This window comes from Paenibacillus sp. 453mf (assembly GCF_900116105.1).
GTDB classification, from domain to species: Bacteria; Bacillota; Bacilli; order Paenibacillales; family Paenibacillaceae; genus Paenibacillus; species Paenibacillus provencensis.
In genome coordinates this window covers 39,197-56,901 of sequence record NZ_FPAC01000006.1, presented here as the reverse complement: position 1 = coordinate 56,901, position 17,705 = coordinate 39,197, and the positions used below count along the sequence as shown (strand labels likewise).

Below are 17,705 nucleotides of genomic sequence, written 5' to 3'. Positions count from 1 at the left end.
GGGGAGGGATTAGGTCGCGATTCTACATAATCGCGGTAGATTCCTATCGTGAGATAGGCTCTCTACATTGCTACGCAGACATCATCTGCCGCCCGAACTGCTCCAATTTAGGTATATTCCACTGTAACGACTCCACTATCACTTTATTACATGAAGGGATATTGACGCTCGACTTCAGACTCTGCTGGGTACTGATCAGAATGCCATTTTGGGAAGTTTCATACTCCTCTATTAACTGCGTCCTTCTTTCAAAAGATACATCGCCTTTAATAAGGAATACAGGACGGTTCGGAAATCGTTCTTGGATCAACCTATAGTACTCGGCAGCCGTCTCCAAGAATACCGTGCCAATGGCCACCTTTTCATCGAACTTTTCAACCAAGGACATGATGTAATAAAATTTACTCGGCAGTAAGAGCGAATCGTACTCATCCATCAAATGAGGGCACGAGGTTGATTTAATCAGAAGTTGAATCTGACGAATGATCTTCAGCATGCTCTCCTTTTTTGAGTTACCTGTCTTTACGAAGTAATGCATCATCTTTTGAAACTCATTAATAATTTTCCCATAGATACTTACCTCAGCAGCATTTTGCTCGATGCGGTGTGGAATGTGACTGTAAATTTTCTCACCCACAATCTCATCGAATTTTCTTGTGATGATCGTTTTCTTGATAAGTCTCGAAAGACTTTCACTGTTTAAAATGTCCTGATTGTGCTTCTTGACTCCAAAAACAGTAACCTTAGCAGGGCTAAAGCATTGTTTGAAGAGTGATAATCCACCATAGGCTGGATATGGCCGGTTGTAATCGGTGTTTGCAAGCTCCTCGATTACTCCTTCCTTATTGACCTCATACTTGAAATTACAATCGCACATCATGTTGATGGAGTTGTTATACAGTAGCTCCAAAAGCGGATAGATCTCATTAATATTGTTTCTAGTTACCGTGCCTGTCGTAAGCAGCTTGTGCCGTACTCTCCGGAAGCAGGAAAGCACCGCCTTTGTTCGCAGGGACTTTGGGTTCGTAAGTTCATCCGCTTCATCCATTACAAGAGCCACCTTTTGACTCCGAATACGAACAAATTTTTGAATCTGCCGCTTATACTTTTGCAGCCGGTTCAGCGAGATCAGCACGATCTGTCCTGACCTTATGGATTCAATATCCTTAAGCGAACGGATCACAACAAATCTCTCACCAAAATTTGCGAGCTTCACTTCCCAAGTCAAATGGATCGCAAGTGCCGCACTAACGACAAACACGTTCCGAACTGCCTTTTGCTCAAGAAGCCTCTTGTACCAAGCAATGGCTCCAATCGTTTTACCGCTCCCCATGGACCAATTAAGGATGCTATAACGCTTTTGCATAACAAGACCGAGGTCATGTTTTTGCATAGGGTTCAGCTTAATAACTTCATCACGTGAGGAATCATATAAGCTAAACGCATCTAAGAAACGATCGACTTCCTGGCTGCGTCTCATTCCTACAAGAGCTTGACTCTGCACCTCGTAAGCCTCTTTTTTTCGTTTCCAGAGTTTAGAAAACATTTTGTCTTCGAACGGATAAATATCGTCATGGACCATGGAATTGAACGAGGCTGCTCTCTCCTCCCTCATTTTGTTAAGTTTAGCCTGCATCTTCGGGCTATACGCTTTGAGCTTCAAACCGTAATTTCTCTTAACCAGCCGAATCTCGTCACGGTGAACAACGTTTTGATTTTTTAGTACTCTTCTCAAATAGGCAAGCACCTTACCCTTTGTTATCCGCTTCTTTTCCCATTCTTGCACAGTCATTTCCTTTGGCTTTTCTTCAGAGTGATAGCGATTCACGTAATCAACGCACTTCGCATAGTACTGTACCAATGCCGGATGCCGCTTGATGTCAAAAAGCATCTTCTTCACTTTAAACGTGAAATCAAGATCTTCACTATTTGCGTTCTTACCCTCAAAAAGGATCTTATGCCGAACTTTCTCCTTACTCTTCTTCAGAGGTAGTATATATTGATTATGGACATAATCTGCGCCTTTGGCGTCGAATGACGGAGCTGGGGTCTTTGCTAAAGAATACTGAATTGCTTCCAAGTGTTCACTTCGTTTCTGGAAGATCATGATCTTCGTTTCAAATTCATTTACTCCGTACATCTTGAACGCATCGCGTGGCAACTCAATCTGACATACAAATGAATATCTCTTATTCATCTCCTCGATCATGCTGGCGTCCGAAAAATCGTCACTTAAAAAGCTACTGGGGACTATTAATGCAAGGAATCCTGCCGGGTTGAGTAAATCATGTGCGCGGATACAATAAAATAGTTGGCTGAGATATCGTTCTGTTCTATACTCCCACCGAAGATTGAACGGAGGATTACCGAAGATAATATCAAACTTGATTCCCGGCTCATAAATCCGAATGTCTGAGCATTGAATCTGAGCTTCAGGGTACAGTTGTTTAGCCACCTTGAATGCCTTCATGTCCAGCTCATTGCCGTATACATTAGCCTCCATTGGCACAAAGTTAAAGAACGTCCCCATTCCGCAGGTCAAATCAGCGATTAGATCATGCATGCTCGGTTTGATGACCCCGACAAGGAACTCGCATAAAGACGGCGGGGAAAAGAATTGGCCCTGCTCTATCTCCTTTTTAGCCTCAGCATATGCATGGTAGCTGCCGTAATCGGAACGAGATAGACCATGCAAACCCCCGTCCCCAGTATAGGCCTGGTAAATATCCGACGAGGAAATACCGAAGTCTTGCTTCGTCTCAATAATGTGTATGATCTTTTCATTTATTTCTTTTCGTTTTTCGTATGGGATAATTATTCCGGAATGTTGGTATTTCATTAGTGTCCTCCAATGTCAATGAATTAAAAAAAGACACAGATGAAAGAAGCGGTTCACTTCTTGCACTGTGTCTCCATAAGTGGATAATGAGCTTTAGATATACTTCAAGTAGTCTTTTGCGAAGGCCATCGCATCATCGTGGGTTATGAACTTTAATTCCACTTTTCCGTTTTTAAAGCACCTGAGTGATTCGAATTTATTCATAGATGTAAAACTAAATACCTCGAACCAATCATTTCTTGCATAGCTGTTACTTAATTGAACGAGTGTGCTCCGCATAACTTTGGCTCCAGAATCAAAATGTTCAATAGCATGCAGTAATTTAGATAAATTTTCAGATCGATTATTTCTGAATTGACCATTAAACCATCCTTCAAAATACAGATAGTCTGCAATTGACACTTTAACTGATTGAACTTTTACTTTAGAGATGTTGTAGATCGTACCTCTAAGTGCCTCTTTGATCTCCTCGCTTGCCTTTTCTGAGAAGTTCTTGCCATCCATCTGAAGAATAATATCATCTACAATTTCCTTGTAAGTCACGCTATGGTCGTACTTGCGAAATTCACTCGTGTTAATCGTGATAGAATAATTTTTTCTAAAATATCCGGCAATCTTGCTGATGAACAAATCGAGTTTCTCATCCAATTTTAGATCCAGGTCCTTAATTAGGTTCCCTGTGCTTAAAAAATTGTTTGACATCTCGTTGTTTTGGTAGAACCTTTTTGCCTTTAGGATTAGAGATACGGCTGAATCGAAGTTTTTCTGCGTTTCATCACAAAATGCCTTATCCTCATCCGTAATAAGTGAATTGTTCTCGATCGTTACTTCATCAAACTTTGAGATTATATCCCCCAGTCCGAATTCTGAAGTGATACTTGGTTCATTTGCAGCCAACGGATCCAATATCTGGCTTAATGCCTGCGTAGGTTGTTCAAAAATAGAGAGCTGTACTCCTCCCATTTACTTCTCCTCCTTGATAGTGGTATTTGGGTTGTTTAGGCAAAAAATAACGCCCAACCAAAAGCACCAATCTCCAAAAGTATGCATGGTTGCACAATTCGAAATTGATTTGCTTGGTTAAGCGTCATTTAAAATAGAGTGGGCTCCGTATCATCTAAAGCTAATGACTCAATCCAACAGAAGGAGCGGATCATAAAAAATGAAGTCCACTCCAGTAAATTAATACCTTTCTTCTGTCTCCAAAATCATGTGCTGTATGAGTCGACCTACTTCATCAATACTTTGATTAAAATGATTAAAGAACAAAGTTGTTTCGATCCATTTCCGAAACCTTTCGTCGTTTTCCATATCGTGAGCAATTGATAAAAGACCATTTGCAACTAATTCCATTGCAGTCTTTTGCTTCTCAGTTGGACCATCCATAAATACTTGATTTTCAATTCTCAAAAATTTTGGGTGATGGCCGGCCTTTACATGCATCTGTGGTGTCCCATCAGATTTTGCAACCTTGATATCGGTGATAAATCCTTCGTCGTCCCTTAAAGTAATTCCAACATTCATTGCTTGATGCAAAATGCCTTCTGCTACATTCTTAGCGACCTCAGTAGTATCTTTAATGGGCTTGTTTAGACTCAACGTGACTAACAAGTTCAATTTTTGATTCATGCCTATTTTTCCTCTTCTCATAATGTCTTCTGTAAACGATCCATTTTCCCTGTTAAATCTGGCTTCCCTAGGTGTTGTTCCCAAGAGCAGCGTGCTATTTCGCTAAGTTCTGACCATTTCTTACGAGGTGTCCCATCGTGATAGGTCGACCGTCTCCTCGTATCAGCCTCATAGGCGATTTCACCTTGTGTTTTGTTCAATTTTAATCTCTTCCTTTCCTCATAATTGGGTTGTAGGCATATATAAAAAACACCTGACCAAGAATCAAAGAGGAATGGACACACGTGTAGTGTGAATTCAACCTTGATCACCTTGTCAGGTGTTTCTTACTTAGAATGCTCTTCTGCGCCTGCTGAAGAGAGGAGTGAATTATATAATGGTATAGCTATAATTATAGCATGGAATTAAACTTTGTTAAACCGAACAAAGAATTTAAAAAAGGAACTAACATCCTACAAACATAGGCCTGCAGGAGATCTGTAATCTGCAGGCCTTTTTCTTTCATAATTATCAAATTTCGGAGTAACTTCCTTCTGTAATATGGGGCGTGCGTTTCAAATTAAAAACGACAATCTATCCATTATCACCTCAGTAAATTAGGTCATCAGGTGAAATAACATAAATATAGGCATATCTTTGTATTGTTGTTGTTGCTCTATCGACATTAGATTATATGCAAACTGTGCTTCATCCACATAATCTAATAGTATATTCACACAAAAGAGAAGTTCATGGTTATCTGAACGAACTGCTTGACGTCTGAGTCGATACAAAATTTGTTTGTCATCAAAGTTCAAATTTTGTTGTCGCTTTTTTACCTGTAACATATTCACAAGTACTACAGAGTCATTACCAGAATACTCCTCTATAGAACCCAATGCAGCTATATATTTATCATAAATATGGATCGCTATGCTTAAAAGTTCCCCATTTTTGCAAATGTCGTACGCTCTAATACAGGATAAACAAAAATGATTTGTTGTGTTAAACACATCATTATTTGTGAAAGGATCTATCATATCAAATGATTGCTTGACGATTTTGGAATCGAAGTTTATTGACATTAAGAATTTTTCATTAAGTAAAGCATACACACTATGCTCATTTCTATCCTTTTGCTGATCATATTGTATTAATACTTCTTGGTCTAGCATTGTCTGAGAAAATGCGTTCTTAAGAATCATACCGGAATCAGGCTCATAAAATAACGAGATAGTTTGGTTTCCTATACGAAGATTGATAAATCTGACCAGATGCGGATCAACTATAGATATTCTGGTAAGCTTGTTACTGTGCACTGTTTCAATCAAAGAGCGGAGTTGAGACTCAATATCTTCATCTTCCTGCTCTTCAAAAATTGTATCTTCTGGGATACCCAACAGTTCAAAAACATCCTTAGTATGATTAAGAAATACTTGATACTCTTCATAATCGAAGTCCACTTTAAAATCGTCGTTAAATTGGAATACATTATCATTGAATTCTATTTTTTTGCTGATAAGTAAATCTTTTAGAAACGGCACTACTCGTAGTTGTGATGAAAGAGAAGTAAAACCAATAAACTCTAACCGAAAAATATTCGCATTTTCTGAAATTATGATCTTTACATCCTTTTCTAATTGAATAGTTAACCTGTCATCTTCAAAAGTAATTTCTGAGTATAGATCATAAGAATTATTATTAACGTCGATTTTAATTATATCTTTTTTAGTTAGAGCAGTAATTCTATTAATACTAAGCGGATGGCGTAAATCAGTACTGTCAGTTCCATACATAGTGAAGTCATGATCAAAAATATTGCTCGTTTTTGGATCACTTAAATCAAAAGTTAGACTAGTTAAAGTGAAATTTTTAAAATCTAAGTTGTTAGCTTTTCTCTCTAATAGAACTCTTGGTTGAAATTTTTTTTCAACTAGGAATTTACGACACACTTTGTATAATGTTGTCTCATCCAAAGGACGTAATCTTATAGACTTTGTTTTAGTTTGAGGTCGCCCTTCTATTAGTTGTTTTAGCTCTAGGCTTAATAGTGACTTATAAAATATTTTTGTCTCACCACTTGCTTTTATTTCAACCACTAGCAACAATACTCCATCATGATTTAAATAGTTTTTATAATGTGCCAAATTCATTGAAAATGAACGAATGCCTCCATGAAATTGGACTACTTGAGTTCCCTTCACCTGTACAGGAACAATACCTATTAAGGACTCCTTTCTTTCAGAACTATCTGAAAAAACTTGGATATCACCATCAAAGGAAACACCCTTGTCTCCAACTGGAATGTTTGGAATTAAATATGAATGTGGTTGAACTGCCGCATTAACTACTGCATTTACTGCCTTCAGCTCGATTTGACTATTGGAGAACTTTACACTTTTCATATGATTATGACCCTCTCATTAGAAATACTTTTTCAATCCTGCCTTATAGTTACCAAATAACTCTTTTAGTTTTATTTCCCTAAATTTATTGTTATCAATATTATATCTGAAAGTAGAGAGTATCCGCTTAATAATACTCTCCTTTTTTACTATTACTAGTCGTTATTTTCTCGACAAAAAAAGGGCTAAGCAGTCTCCTACTTACCCTTTTGCTTGCTGGAGCTTATTCGCCATTAATTCAATGCAAAGATTCTGATTAGTAATGCAGTTCCTTTCAGTTCTGTTGATCAATTCTGAACCACCCCGCATAGTTAGTGCTAACATCCACAAGCTAGATAGCAAATCGATTTGCCACTCCAAAGTCTTAGTCGTCATTTTCTGTTTCTCCTTAATCTAAATACTATGAAAGGGATCTCCTAGCCAAATTCATGCTTAACCATAACTATCATGTTTACTAACACGAACAAGTGAAACATGCTAATTTGGAATATGATCATACCAGTCGAGATTCGCCCCTTTTGGTAGTCCATCTTATACAAAAAGAAGAATAGGACCATCAAAACCACATACACCATTAAAAACACGATTAACGAATTCATTGTGTAATCACTCCTTCAAGATATATTTATTTATATAAAATACGTTGCACGATTTTTACCAGCATTTGAAAAAGTAAACAAACACAAAAAAGCACTTCTTCAAGAAACCAGAAAAAGTACACACGTGTGGTGTGTCATTTAACCTTGGTCACTTAAAAAAGTGCATTGAAAGTGTTAAAATGCTCTCTTCTGCGCTGGCTAGAGAGAAAAAAATGTGAGAAACGTATGGTATATAAGCATCATATCACATTTTAAATTTCCTCGTATAGACTATAAAAAGTAGATGGAGCCGCATGAATCATCACTCCCGTAAATTAAAGCTTAGACAACCGCAGTGCAATAATGGTTAATACCCCACATATCCGTCTGAAAACATCCTAAAATGAGTTTTTTATATCTCACAGGGCCAGCTACTAAATGAACAAATTAAGCCAGCAGTGGTTGTAACCCACGCTGGCCTTTCTAGTTTGTCCATGAGGAGCAAAGCGCTTTTGTTTGTTTAATCATTCGTAAAGATACATCTTAGCTAGTAATGCTTCGAGCTCAATTTTCAAACACATTTCAATTCCGTTTTTCCAGTATTCAAAATCACTGTATTTCTTATTGAACAGGGTCATGCTTTTTCTAAATCCACTATCCGATGAAGTATACAAAAAGCACATCTCAAAGGGTTCTTTTAGTAAATCATAACTGAATGATTTCGCGATCGACCGCACAATTTGGTGCCTATGCAGATTAAATTGCTTTGTTAGAGCGCTCCGCGCTTCATTAATGACAGCTTGGCCAGAACCATGAATTGGATTGAGGTTGGAGAAGTCAATATCAAAGTCTGTCTTCCAACCCGAGAAAAACTCATTCATCCACCTCTCGATCATACTGCAGATATGGAGACTAAAATTTTCGTAAACATTTGCGTTAGTTGTATGGCCTATACCGTTACGATGCTTCCATACATAAGTACTAACCGATCTGCCATGGAAGGCATACTTTGTCTCTATATAATTGAGGTAAGAGTTTTTATGCCTCTCATTTAGCTGGACCATCTTTTGAGCGAACTGATCTGTTATTTTATTCATGTACCCATTCATATTGATCTGCATAGCCGGTTGATCCGCTTGTTCACTTTGAACACAATATTTGACGCCGTCTTTAGGTGCGGGTGAATACATATTATGAACAGTTAAGGATAAGTCAATTAATAAGCGATACAATTTATCGGTTGTGATTTTTTTACTCAGATGATCATTAATTATCCCTAATCGGTCAAGCTCCATACATATAAAGTCAACGTGCCTACCAGCGATACTTGGAGTTATCCCTACTTTTGCAAATATTTCATTGTCTATGGCAACCTCGTCAATAAGTACCTGGTAAGCAGCTTCAGCTTCTTGTGCTATGAAATCTGGAGTTAGCTGTCCAGAACCGGTAATAGACCGAGACTTTTCTCGAAGTGCGGAATCAATCACAGTATCCGCTTTAGTACGAACGAACGATAATGGTCGTTTATCAAGTCTCTTCTTAGAACTGATCAGTAACTCTTGAGAAATCATGAATTCCGTTGTAGATCTGCTACTCCCGCAAAGAAACATTAAAGCATTAAAGTTCATATTCAGTACGCGTTCCAATGCATCTTGAATATCTGATTTGTCTTCCGAAACTTGGGTAAGACCTGGTGTATCCAAAATATTGAGACGTAGAATTTTATTCTCATACTGGTGTTCTCTATAGGTTTCCTCATAAAGCTTACTGAATTCTGTGCTAGGCTTTACCATAAAAGCGAACTGCTCTACTGCGATTGAATATGGACTTTGTTTGTTATAAGCCTTCTTCACTAAGTCATGCACTTCATTTTGAGTGACCTCTCCAACAAAGATATAGGTCCCAGATTCGACCTCTTTACAAATTGATTTGATTTGACTCATAACATAATCGTGAAGTTGATCAAACCAATCGTAATAATTTTCCATTAGCGTAGGATGTTGCTCAAGCTGGCTACTGATTTCAAGCTGGTAGAGAAGTTCTTTTCTTGGTCTTGGTGTGATAGTTTTCGATTCTTTCTCTCTTTGGCGAACACGATCTAGGAAATCCGGAGAAATTTGCTTATACAGTTTGAAGAGAACTTCTTGAAGTTGTTGCACTGTAGGACAAGGATTTCCACCAGATAAAACTTCTCCTGCTTGCTGAACTATATGTTCATAAAAATGATAGGCTCTGTTTGTTGGGTCTAGCACTTGTTTAATTATTGTTTCATCGAATACCAGATCATCCAAGTCATCTCTGTTAGCGTATAGATACGCACCAAAGGCCTGTTCGATTTGATGTTTAAATGTTATCTTATCCGTAGATTTTGTTTTAATTTGAAGGATGACTTTACCGTCTCCAATCTCAGAGTTCAACATTAAGAGGGTATCAAATAAACTTGTCTGCTTGCTTCCGATGTTTTGAGAGAGGAGCTTCTTATATTCATCTACCAAAATCTCAGCTAACGTTGTCGACTTCGTGCTACCCGATGGCCCAGCGATAGCTATAACAGGTGCACTTGCTTGCTTAAAAAGCAATTCTTTAATACGTTCTAGAGTAAGTTCAAAAGAATTTGCTAACACCATAAAACCTCCTTAGGATGTTTTCACGGCGCACCTTCGATGATATTTAATGAAAACGGAAAGGGCACAGTCTGAAAAACACAGACTATGCCCATAAAAAAGACCGGCCATCAAAGTCTGTTCGAAGTAGACTTACAGAACATAATACTGCGGCCCGCGCAGCGTTCTGAATCTGATGCGATATGAAATTATTTCCAATATACTGATTACCACCTGTACATGTCAACAAACATTTCCAAAATAAAATTTTTTGAAGCTAACATTCGCCACCAGATCAAGACTTTTACAATTACATTTATACTTCATTAGCACTGCCCTGTAGAGAAAAACACTCCCATTTCTCAAAAAGAAATACTAAGCAGCTGATATTTTAGAAATATTTATTTCTAATTCCTCTAGAACACTCCGCATACCTTCTTTGTTAATCTTCATTACAAGTTCATCAAAGTTGATGTCCTGAAGTGCTGACGAATCCGTATAGAGCATTGCCAGCTGCTTGCTCATATGAGCTGCCTCAGCAAATTGTTCCAGCTTTTCTTTCAATTTTCCTTTCAGACTATCTGTGTTTAATAAAACTTCTTCCACAGTACCGAAGTCTTTTAGAAGTTTAGTTGCTGTCTTTTCTCCAACCCCCGGAACCCCAGGAATATTATCGCTGTCCTCACCACAAAGTGCTTTAAAGTCAGCAAATTGTTCTGGGGTGAGTCCATCGTACTTGGCAAGAAAGGCATCTCTGGTCATTTCTACGTTTTGACTCAAAACTTGAGTCACGTTACCATCTAACAGCTGGAACAAATCCTTGTCATTGCTAAGTACAATAACGTCACCACGTTCCTCCGCAATGAATCTCTTAGCAAAATGACCAATAACATCATCTGCTTCCATTCGATCAACTTTAACTTGAGGTAGATTCATCGCATCAAACAATTCATATGACAATTTGATTTGATCAATCAAGGATTGAGGTTTCTCCTTTCCATCTCTGTTGGCTTTGTATTCTGGATAAATCTCACGCCTCAGCAGAAGCTCTCTCTTTTCATCAACAGCAATGGCCACATGAGTTGGCGCATAGATGCGTACAATGCTGATAAAACGGTCTACTAAAGCTTTAATCGCATTTGTGTACACACCAGTAGAGGATTTCATTAGATCCTTTTCCTCTTTCCCGTAAGCGGTGGCAAAGTAACAAGCACTAATTAAGTTGCTTGCATCAACCAACAGCAATCTGTTATTCGATCTCATGATATCCTTTGAAATTACCGATTTTTCATTCATGACCTGGGCTTTCTTAACGGACTGGCTATATGTTTTCACCTGAAAAGGTGATTTGTCGAGTTCAACAGAGAGCTTCATATCCTTTAATTTCAATGTCTTCACATCCAGGATTGCTCCCTGTCTTATTTGCTCAGACCTTAGCTTATTAGCCAGATCATTTAAGGCAGCTCTTAGCGTTGAAGAAGAAAGTCCTGCCAATGATAACTCGAATAACTCACCTATTTGGGTGACGCTGAATTGCTGATCTCCATCAATATCATCACTTAACTGAACCTTGAACCGAAAATTATCCAATTCCACATTAGTGACCTTCCCTGCTGACGAAGGAATCTGTTTTGCCAAGCTAGCCAAACTAGTAAATGTGCTAGAGACTGTACCAACGGGAGAAAACAATACGCCAATATTTACAATCATATAACTCCTCCTTAATTTAAAGTTCGAAATAAAAAAAGGGACTTTTTGCGTTGTGATTCGCAATAAGTCCCTTACTCAAATTCAAATACGAAGCATTTAAAGATCCTCTTGAACACTTACTCGGCGCCAACAAGCTGTTTCAAGCTCGGTTGCTCATTTTGAGGGGTGTTCCACAGTTTTTCAACCATATAAGACACAAACTCGATGCCATAAGTAATAATCAATTTCCGAAGCTCAAACTCGTAGCAACTCTTCATCTGCTATAACTCCTTTAGTTTCAGATAACGCAAAAAATCGCGTAAAAATTAAAAGAACCAGGATTAATGACACTACTAAGAATAGAGTGTCTTTGGTCGTTTTAATTAAAACGCGATTCACAGTCAGAAAAAACAAAATTTTAGAAAGCTCGGTTAAGTCGCATGACGCCGAGTGGAAATAAACTGTAGTAAGTTAAGGTATGACTTGATATTATCACAAGATCTTGGAAAAAGTCTATCCCCTAAAAGAGTGCTGGACCCTCCGTGAGGTTGTATAATAGGATCACATATAACAATGAGGTGAGAACAATGAGTGAAGCAATGAAACCAGTATGGCTCTTGCTTAAAATTACTTTAATACTGGCAGTTGCTGCCTACCCCATTACCTTTATTATTCAATTATTTTCTGGATCGATAAACCCGTTTAGCACATACAACCAGATGCTAGCATCCGTATTCATGGAATATTGGGATTGGATCCTTGTCATCATTATCTCCTTTCTATTTATGAGATCAGATATATTATTCAAGTCGGTGGAACACATTCGAAAGCGGCATTACGAATTGGAGTTTTTACGGTGGAAGAACACGCCTTATATTGCACCACTGCACTTGCTATACTTACTTTCCCCTCCTGGGGCAACGACAGATGACAAGAAGAGCAACGCCTTCGATGATATGTACAAGACTGTCATAGCAGACTTTAGAGAACGTATATATATCAATGCGAAATTTTCTTCTGTTGATCCGGAGGCAAAACCTTCTCTAAGGAAAATCCTTGGTCAGCCGCTTTTCTCTCAGCTGGTCGTAAATACCATCATGATAATCTTTGGTGTAGTAGGAATGCTAAACTTGAATCCATCTGTCAATGAATTATTTAGTGGTTGGGGAAAAGCATTTATACCACTCGAAGTCCTGTTTCTCTCCAGGACATTCAAAATTCTTAATGCAATTAGGCTCGCTCACCCATCAAAGACCTATCAACTGATCGTGCATCAATTCGGAATGGAAGAGCCCAGAGTGACCTGGCGAGAGCTTTTCCCCGATTCCCCATATGGAGAATCAATCTTATTTGCTTGGAGGGCTGATTGCGAGAAGAGGCAACGACTTGCTTATGAATTATCCGGGAAAACTGTTCCTGTTAAAATGGAGTTTAAGAGCACCGGACTCGCTCCTCCCCCCTTCCCAAGTAAAGAAATTCCGGAATGGACAGATCAAATGGTTCAATCCCTTGAAGCACAGCAAGCTGAATGGAGATCTCAAATCGATCAAAAAAACAAAGTGCTGGAACAAACCTCTAATGGGAAAATTATTGCTTTCAGAAATCGTGGATAAATACGTTAGACGAAAAATGAAGCCTCGTCCTCTCGGACGGGGCTTCTTATAAACTCAAATGGTATACAGTGTAATTAATCTTGCGATGACAGCTAGACTTAAGATAATACCCAGAATTTTACGCAACACTCGTTTCACCTTTAGAAATAAGTATAATCCTACGATAACCGCTGCGATTTCAATATAATACGTCTTAATAAATTCTATCATTTTCCATCCCCCTTAAAAAATACTCATTTGCACCCCAGTATGCATCGCGGGAGGGCTGACAAGTTCAATTTGCACACCTTCGTAGGCCTCCTCCAATTTTGAAAGTTGATGAATATTGAAGACAAGCGCTTCATCCTCTGTCCAGTCATGCCAATCATGATCTTGGTCCGCCTTCTCATGTCCGTTTTCCGTTATAAGAGAAAGATATCTTCTCCCCATAATTGGACCGGTCGAATCACTAGAATGAATTGGATACCGATACAATGCACGTGAGCTGCAGCCAAGGATGTGAAATGGCTGATCCGGATACAAGGAGAAAATCTTATCTAAGATACGGACTCTTTCCTCTTCGCTTAGAAACACCATTCCTCCGATAGCCAACAGTTCATGGTCCTCCGCTACGAGTTTGCCTAGCGCATCAAAACCACTTTGAGGGTGCCATATCTCAATCGGGTTTACGCCTTTAGAACGAAGATAATTGGCATTGATTTTGCTCTTACAAGGGTCGCCCACAACATCAAGATTGAAGCAACCAAACAAAATGTCTCGATGCTTATTCACAAATGTTGCATACTCTTTTATGGATATAGGAATCGTCTTACGAGCTTGTTCTTCCACAACATAGAGTTGTTGTTTCCATTGTTGGGTCCCTTCAATCATTGTTGATAAAATACGTTGTTCCATTCTAAGTGTTCTTCTTGCCTTGTAGTACGAAAATTCACCTGAATCCAATAGCACCTTACATTTATATCTCCGGGCATTCTTCTTCCAATTTTCATGAGTATCATGACGTAGATGCCAATAACTCATCAGAACCAGCTCCCTGGTGCCTGTGAATATTCTTTGATCATATACATCATGGCTGGGTCACGATCGAGGCCGGCGAAGAAGAAACGGATCCCCTTCATTACAATTCGATGTGCCCGTGTCGCAAGAACTTGCAGACGTGCAATTTGCTTGATATCTACAAGTGCTAACCGAATGAAACCCATAATGAATGAATTAAAATGATTAAATTTCTCCAACTGCTGGCGTGTTACACTTCGTTTATATAATAGGTAAGCAATCGCCCTCCGGATCAGCTCCCTTGGGACCTTATTGGCATTCGTGCTTTTTTTCGTTCGAAAATAAATAAATTTGTTGTCCACTTTATCGATGTAATTTTCATTATTAGTGCAAGTGAACAGTTTACCCTGCTTCTTCAACTTTTTTACTGCAGTTCTTTCGTATTCAATAGCTCTAATATTAAACTTATTCATGCTTGTCACTCCTTGTTTAGGAAAATATAAGAACAAAAACTCGATAGGAGGTTACTCCCCAGCGGGATGGTCGTCCGAAGACAGACTTGATACCTCTTATCGAGTTGTTTAATAGCTTGTAGTGTGTAAATTCTTTTGTACGAGTCGAAGTACCTTATCAAACTAATCTGCTCAGGTGTTTAATCAACTCTCGTCAAATTGAGAGATGACCAATCCTTAAATCTTCGTTCGAATGATTTATTATAATTTTTTGCGGGTACAAGTGCAGGGATTAAATCCATTAACGTCTGCAATTCGCAAGGGTCATCTTCAATACACAGGGTCGCCTTTAATCGTAATGCTGCCCTGCGCTTATCATCAGTGTATATGACTGGTAGTCTAGGGAAGTTATGTTCTTTAAACCAAAACTCTGTAATTGTTTTTGTCCACGCTTCACGCTCAGTCACGTAAAAAAGATGATTGCCTTGTTCTATAAACTCCTTCAATTTCTCCGCAGCTCCTAGTGCTGGTTCTGCATCCAGATATACATCGGGATTGTTCATGAAGAATTCTTGAGGTAGTGATAGCGGATCAACGTCTATTCTGTTTACTTTGGTATATATCTTTTCATTTGTTTGGCAGATCGTATTATCAATATCAACTAAAGCAATATGCATTATATTTTCGCCCCTTTTTTATGAATAGAGTGAAATAAAAAAAGGTTTATCCAAGTATGTCCTGGATAAACCTTAAATCTCTGATAACAGATTATTCAAAAAGAGAATCGTAGAAGCCTATGTTTTAGAGTATTAATATCCTTCTCTTAGCACAATTATATTTAGATTAGCTCTTAGATCTTAGTCTATGCGACTTGTACAGGGCGTCTAGATTTGTTCCGCAAGTCAATCTCTACAGGGGACTCATTAGCCATGAGTAAATCATCTAGTCCCTTAGCTACATTAGGATCCCAGCACCAAATAACAACCTCAATGCCCTCTTCCTCTATAGCCAATTTCGCGAATTCCACAAGATTATCAAAGACAATCTTGTTTTTTCCACCTTCTTTATCTTTTGCAACAAGAGCATCCATATCAAGCGCAATCGCTAACTTCTTCGCACCCCACCTCTTTAGAGCAGGGATAACGTCTTTGTATTGACCGGCACCTGGCAACCCAATCAAGATTGATTTGTACTTTGTAATCCGATTAGCAGAAAAGTACGACTTGTGCTCCCCTTCGGTCGCTACCACAAGATCTGGTTGGCCCATGTAAGAAGTAATTTCTTCACCTGGATCCCAAATTTTCAAAATTGTATTTGGAGGAACGATGTTTAGGGGAGCACCAGAAGAAGCTCCTCCTTTACGCATTTTCATCGGATCACTCTCAAATTCGATATTCGGTCCCGAAGAGAACCATAAATATTTCCTTTTTCCGTTACCAGTCGATATTCTCAAACGCATAATTTGGCCAAGTTCATTACGAACTGGAATAAAATATTTACCCATTGCAGCAATGGTCCAGTACCAGTCTCGAGGGTTCTCAAAATTTCCGTTTCTACGCAATTTCTGTGTAAAACCCGGTATTCTCTCCAAATTATAACCCTCGGATAGGAGCATCTTAATAATGCTGTTTATTTCTGGGTATTCTCTTGGGATAGAACGCAATCCAATGGAGACAATCTCCTCGTCAGTATACTGTCTCTTGGAACGCCACTCATTCACATGCTCCTCGTAAAGTGGACAGAGAGATAAAAAACGACGATAGACACGATCACAAACGTCGTCAGGTTGGGGTTCTACATCCTCGATAGCAGGACGTGGTGTTATGCTTCTGACTGAGACATCCCTTCTTGCTTCATGAGCAGACGAAGAGCCATCATTGTAAATGACAGGGATCCCCATAATATCTGCAATCCCGATCACACAATCCAAGAAATTCCTTTTACTATCCCACTCACCATATTGGCTCCAGGAGTAATATGTAATTGCATCTCCTCCTTTGCAGCCACATCCACCTCCACCAAAACACTGAAAGTTTCCTTTGTACTTATTAATATAAGTGTCCGGAGTTTTCTCGTAGCCATGATTAGGATTTGGACAATAAGTAACCCATGATCTGGATCCACCACTTTTGACAATATGCCCCATCTGAATCGCTAATTCATAGACACCGACACTTTTCACTTCATCAATGGTTGCCTGGCTAATTGATTTTGTCATCTCTGTTCCTCCTTATTGAATGATGTTTGGGTTGTAGGGCACAAAAAAATGCACTTGCCCTTTCCAATGACCAATCTCTAATCCTAATAAAAAGGGATTATTGTCTAAAAGAGACATGGTTGGTCACTCGAAAGAGGAGTGCAATGTTGTTAGAATGGCCCTTGTGCGCATGCTAGGACTGGAAATAAATAAAAAAGGTATGAGGTAATTGTAGCATATTCCATTTCATTATTAAAGACATGAAGTACTGATATACCGTCATGCTGTAGTAACTATTAAATGAAAGATCTAATAAATAAAAGAATGAACTACTTATAACGCTTCTAACCCTTATTCTACAAATCACAATCTACTTATCAACAGAAAAATACAGAGAATCATCTTTTAGATATACAAAATTACAGAAAGAAGAAAAAATTCATGACATAAAAACAGAATAATATTTCAGATCCGAAGCCTATTTGGTGAGAAAAGTCCTGCTGCTACTGGATCACTTTGTTATTCATATAATAATGGATCAATCAACAACTATAATTCTGTATTTATCTGAAATTGTATTTTTTAATTAACTTACTCTTATTATCAACAATATTGGTTCTGTATTTAGCTGAATAGATACCTGTGTTGTTTTCAATAATTCTGTATTTAACTGATTTTATGCAAAAAAAATAGGATCATGGGATCCGTTTGAGATTGTATATTTA

General features: G+C 38.5%; 13 protein-coding genes. 1 reads left to right on the top strand and 12 read right to left on the bottom strand.

Going from position 1 to position 17,705, the window contains the following annotated elements; translation table 11 throughout:
* Window positions 1-70 precede the first annotated feature (70 nt).
* From BM415_RS19960 to BM415_RS25225, 7 genes are all read right to left on the bottom strand, one after another.
* Complete coding sequence (locus BM415_RS19960; protein WP_090727587.1) at window positions 71-2,839, bottom strand: SNF2-related protein; 2,769 nt, start codon at window positions 2,837-2,839, stop codon at window positions 71-73.
* Window positions 2,840-2,932: 93 nt separating this feature from the next.
* Window positions 2,933-3,802: a hypothetical protein gene (locus BM415_RS19955; protein ID WP_090727585.1), complete on the bottom strand. Its 870-nt coding sequence runs from the start codon at window positions 3,800-3,802 to the stop codon at window positions 2,933-2,935.
* A 219-nt stretch (window positions 3,803-4,021) separates the two neighbouring features.
* On the bottom strand, window positions 4,022-4,468 hold the full coding sequence (locus BM415_RS19950; RefSeq protein WP_090727583.1) for a hypothetical protein: 447 nt from the start codon (window positions 4,466-4,468) through the stop codon (window positions 4,022-4,024).
* Window positions 4,469-5,064: 596 nt separating this feature from the next.
* Window positions 5,065-6,852: a DUF4365 domain-containing protein gene (locus tag BM415_RS19945; protein WP_090727581.1), complete on the bottom strand. Its 1,788-nt coding sequence runs from the start codon at window positions 6,850-6,852 to the stop codon at window positions 5,065-5,067.
* Between the two features lie 1,102 nt (window positions 6,853-7,954).
* Complete coding sequence (locus BM415_RS19935; protein ID WP_090727578.1) at window positions 7,955-10,057, bottom strand: GTPase domain-containing protein; 2,103 nt, start codon at window positions 10,055-10,057, stop codon at window positions 7,955-7,957.
* A 351-nt stretch (window positions 10,058-10,408) separates the two neighbouring features.
* Window positions 10,409-11,743 (bottom strand): 5'-3' exonuclease, encoded by a 1,335-nt coding sequence (locus tag BM415_RS19930; protein WP_091160968.1) that lies wholly within the window; start codon window positions 11,741-11,743, stop codon window positions 10,409-10,411.
* A gap of 116 nt (window positions 11,744-11,859) precedes the next feature.
* Entirely contained in the window at window positions 11,860-12,000 is a 141-nt protein-coding gene (locus BM415_RS25225) for a hypothetical protein (protein ID WP_170862569.1), read from the bottom strand.
* A gap of 309 nt (window positions 12,001-12,309) precedes the next feature.
* On the opposite strand from BM415_RS25225, the gene BM415_RS19925 reads away from it, so the two are divergent.
* The gene (locus tag BM415_RS19925; protein ID WP_090727575.1) at window positions 12,310-13,335 is read left to right on the top strand and encodes a hypothetical protein; all 1,026 of its coding nucleotides are present in this window, start codon (window positions 12,310-12,312) and stop codon (window positions 13,333-13,335) included.
* A 54-nt stretch (window positions 13,336-13,389) separates the two neighbouring features.
* Here the strand turns inward: BM415_RS19925 and BM415_RS25220 are convergent, their stop codons facing one another.
* From BM415_RS25220 to BM415_RS19905, 5 genes are all read right to left on the bottom strand, one after another.
* On the bottom strand, window positions 13,390-13,545 hold the full coding sequence (locus BM415_RS25220; protein WP_170862568.1) for a hypothetical protein: 156 nt from the start codon (window positions 13,543-13,545) through the stop codon (window positions 13,390-13,392).
* A gap of 12 nt (window positions 13,546-13,557) precedes the next feature.
* The gene (locus BM415_RS19920; RefSeq protein ID WP_139237032.1) at window positions 13,558-14,229 is read right to left on the bottom strand and encodes a hypothetical protein; all 672 of its coding nucleotides are present in this window, start codon (window positions 14,227-14,229) and stop codon (window positions 13,558-13,560) included.
* 125 nt (window positions 14,230-14,354) lie between these two features.
* Window positions 14,355-14,804, bottom strand: a complete 450-nt coding sequence (locus BM415_RS19915) for a hypothetical protein (RefSeq protein WP_090727573.1) — start codon at window positions 14,802-14,804, stop codon at window positions 14,355-14,357.
* Window positions 14,805-14,983: 179 nt separating this feature from the next.
* The gene (locus BM415_RS19910) at window positions 14,984-15,460 is read right to left on the bottom strand and encodes an LNS2 domain-containing protein (protein WP_090727571.1); all 477 of its coding nucleotides are present in this window, start codon (window positions 15,458-15,460) and stop codon (window positions 14,984-14,986) included.
* Between the two features lie 185 nt (window positions 15,461-15,645).
* Window positions 15,646-17,001 (bottom strand): hypothetical protein, encoded by a 1,356-nt coding sequence (locus BM415_RS19905; protein WP_090727570.1) that lies wholly within the window; start codon window positions 16,999-17,001, stop codon window positions 15,646-15,648.
* Between the last annotated feature and the right edge of the window lie 704 nt (window positions 17,002-17,705).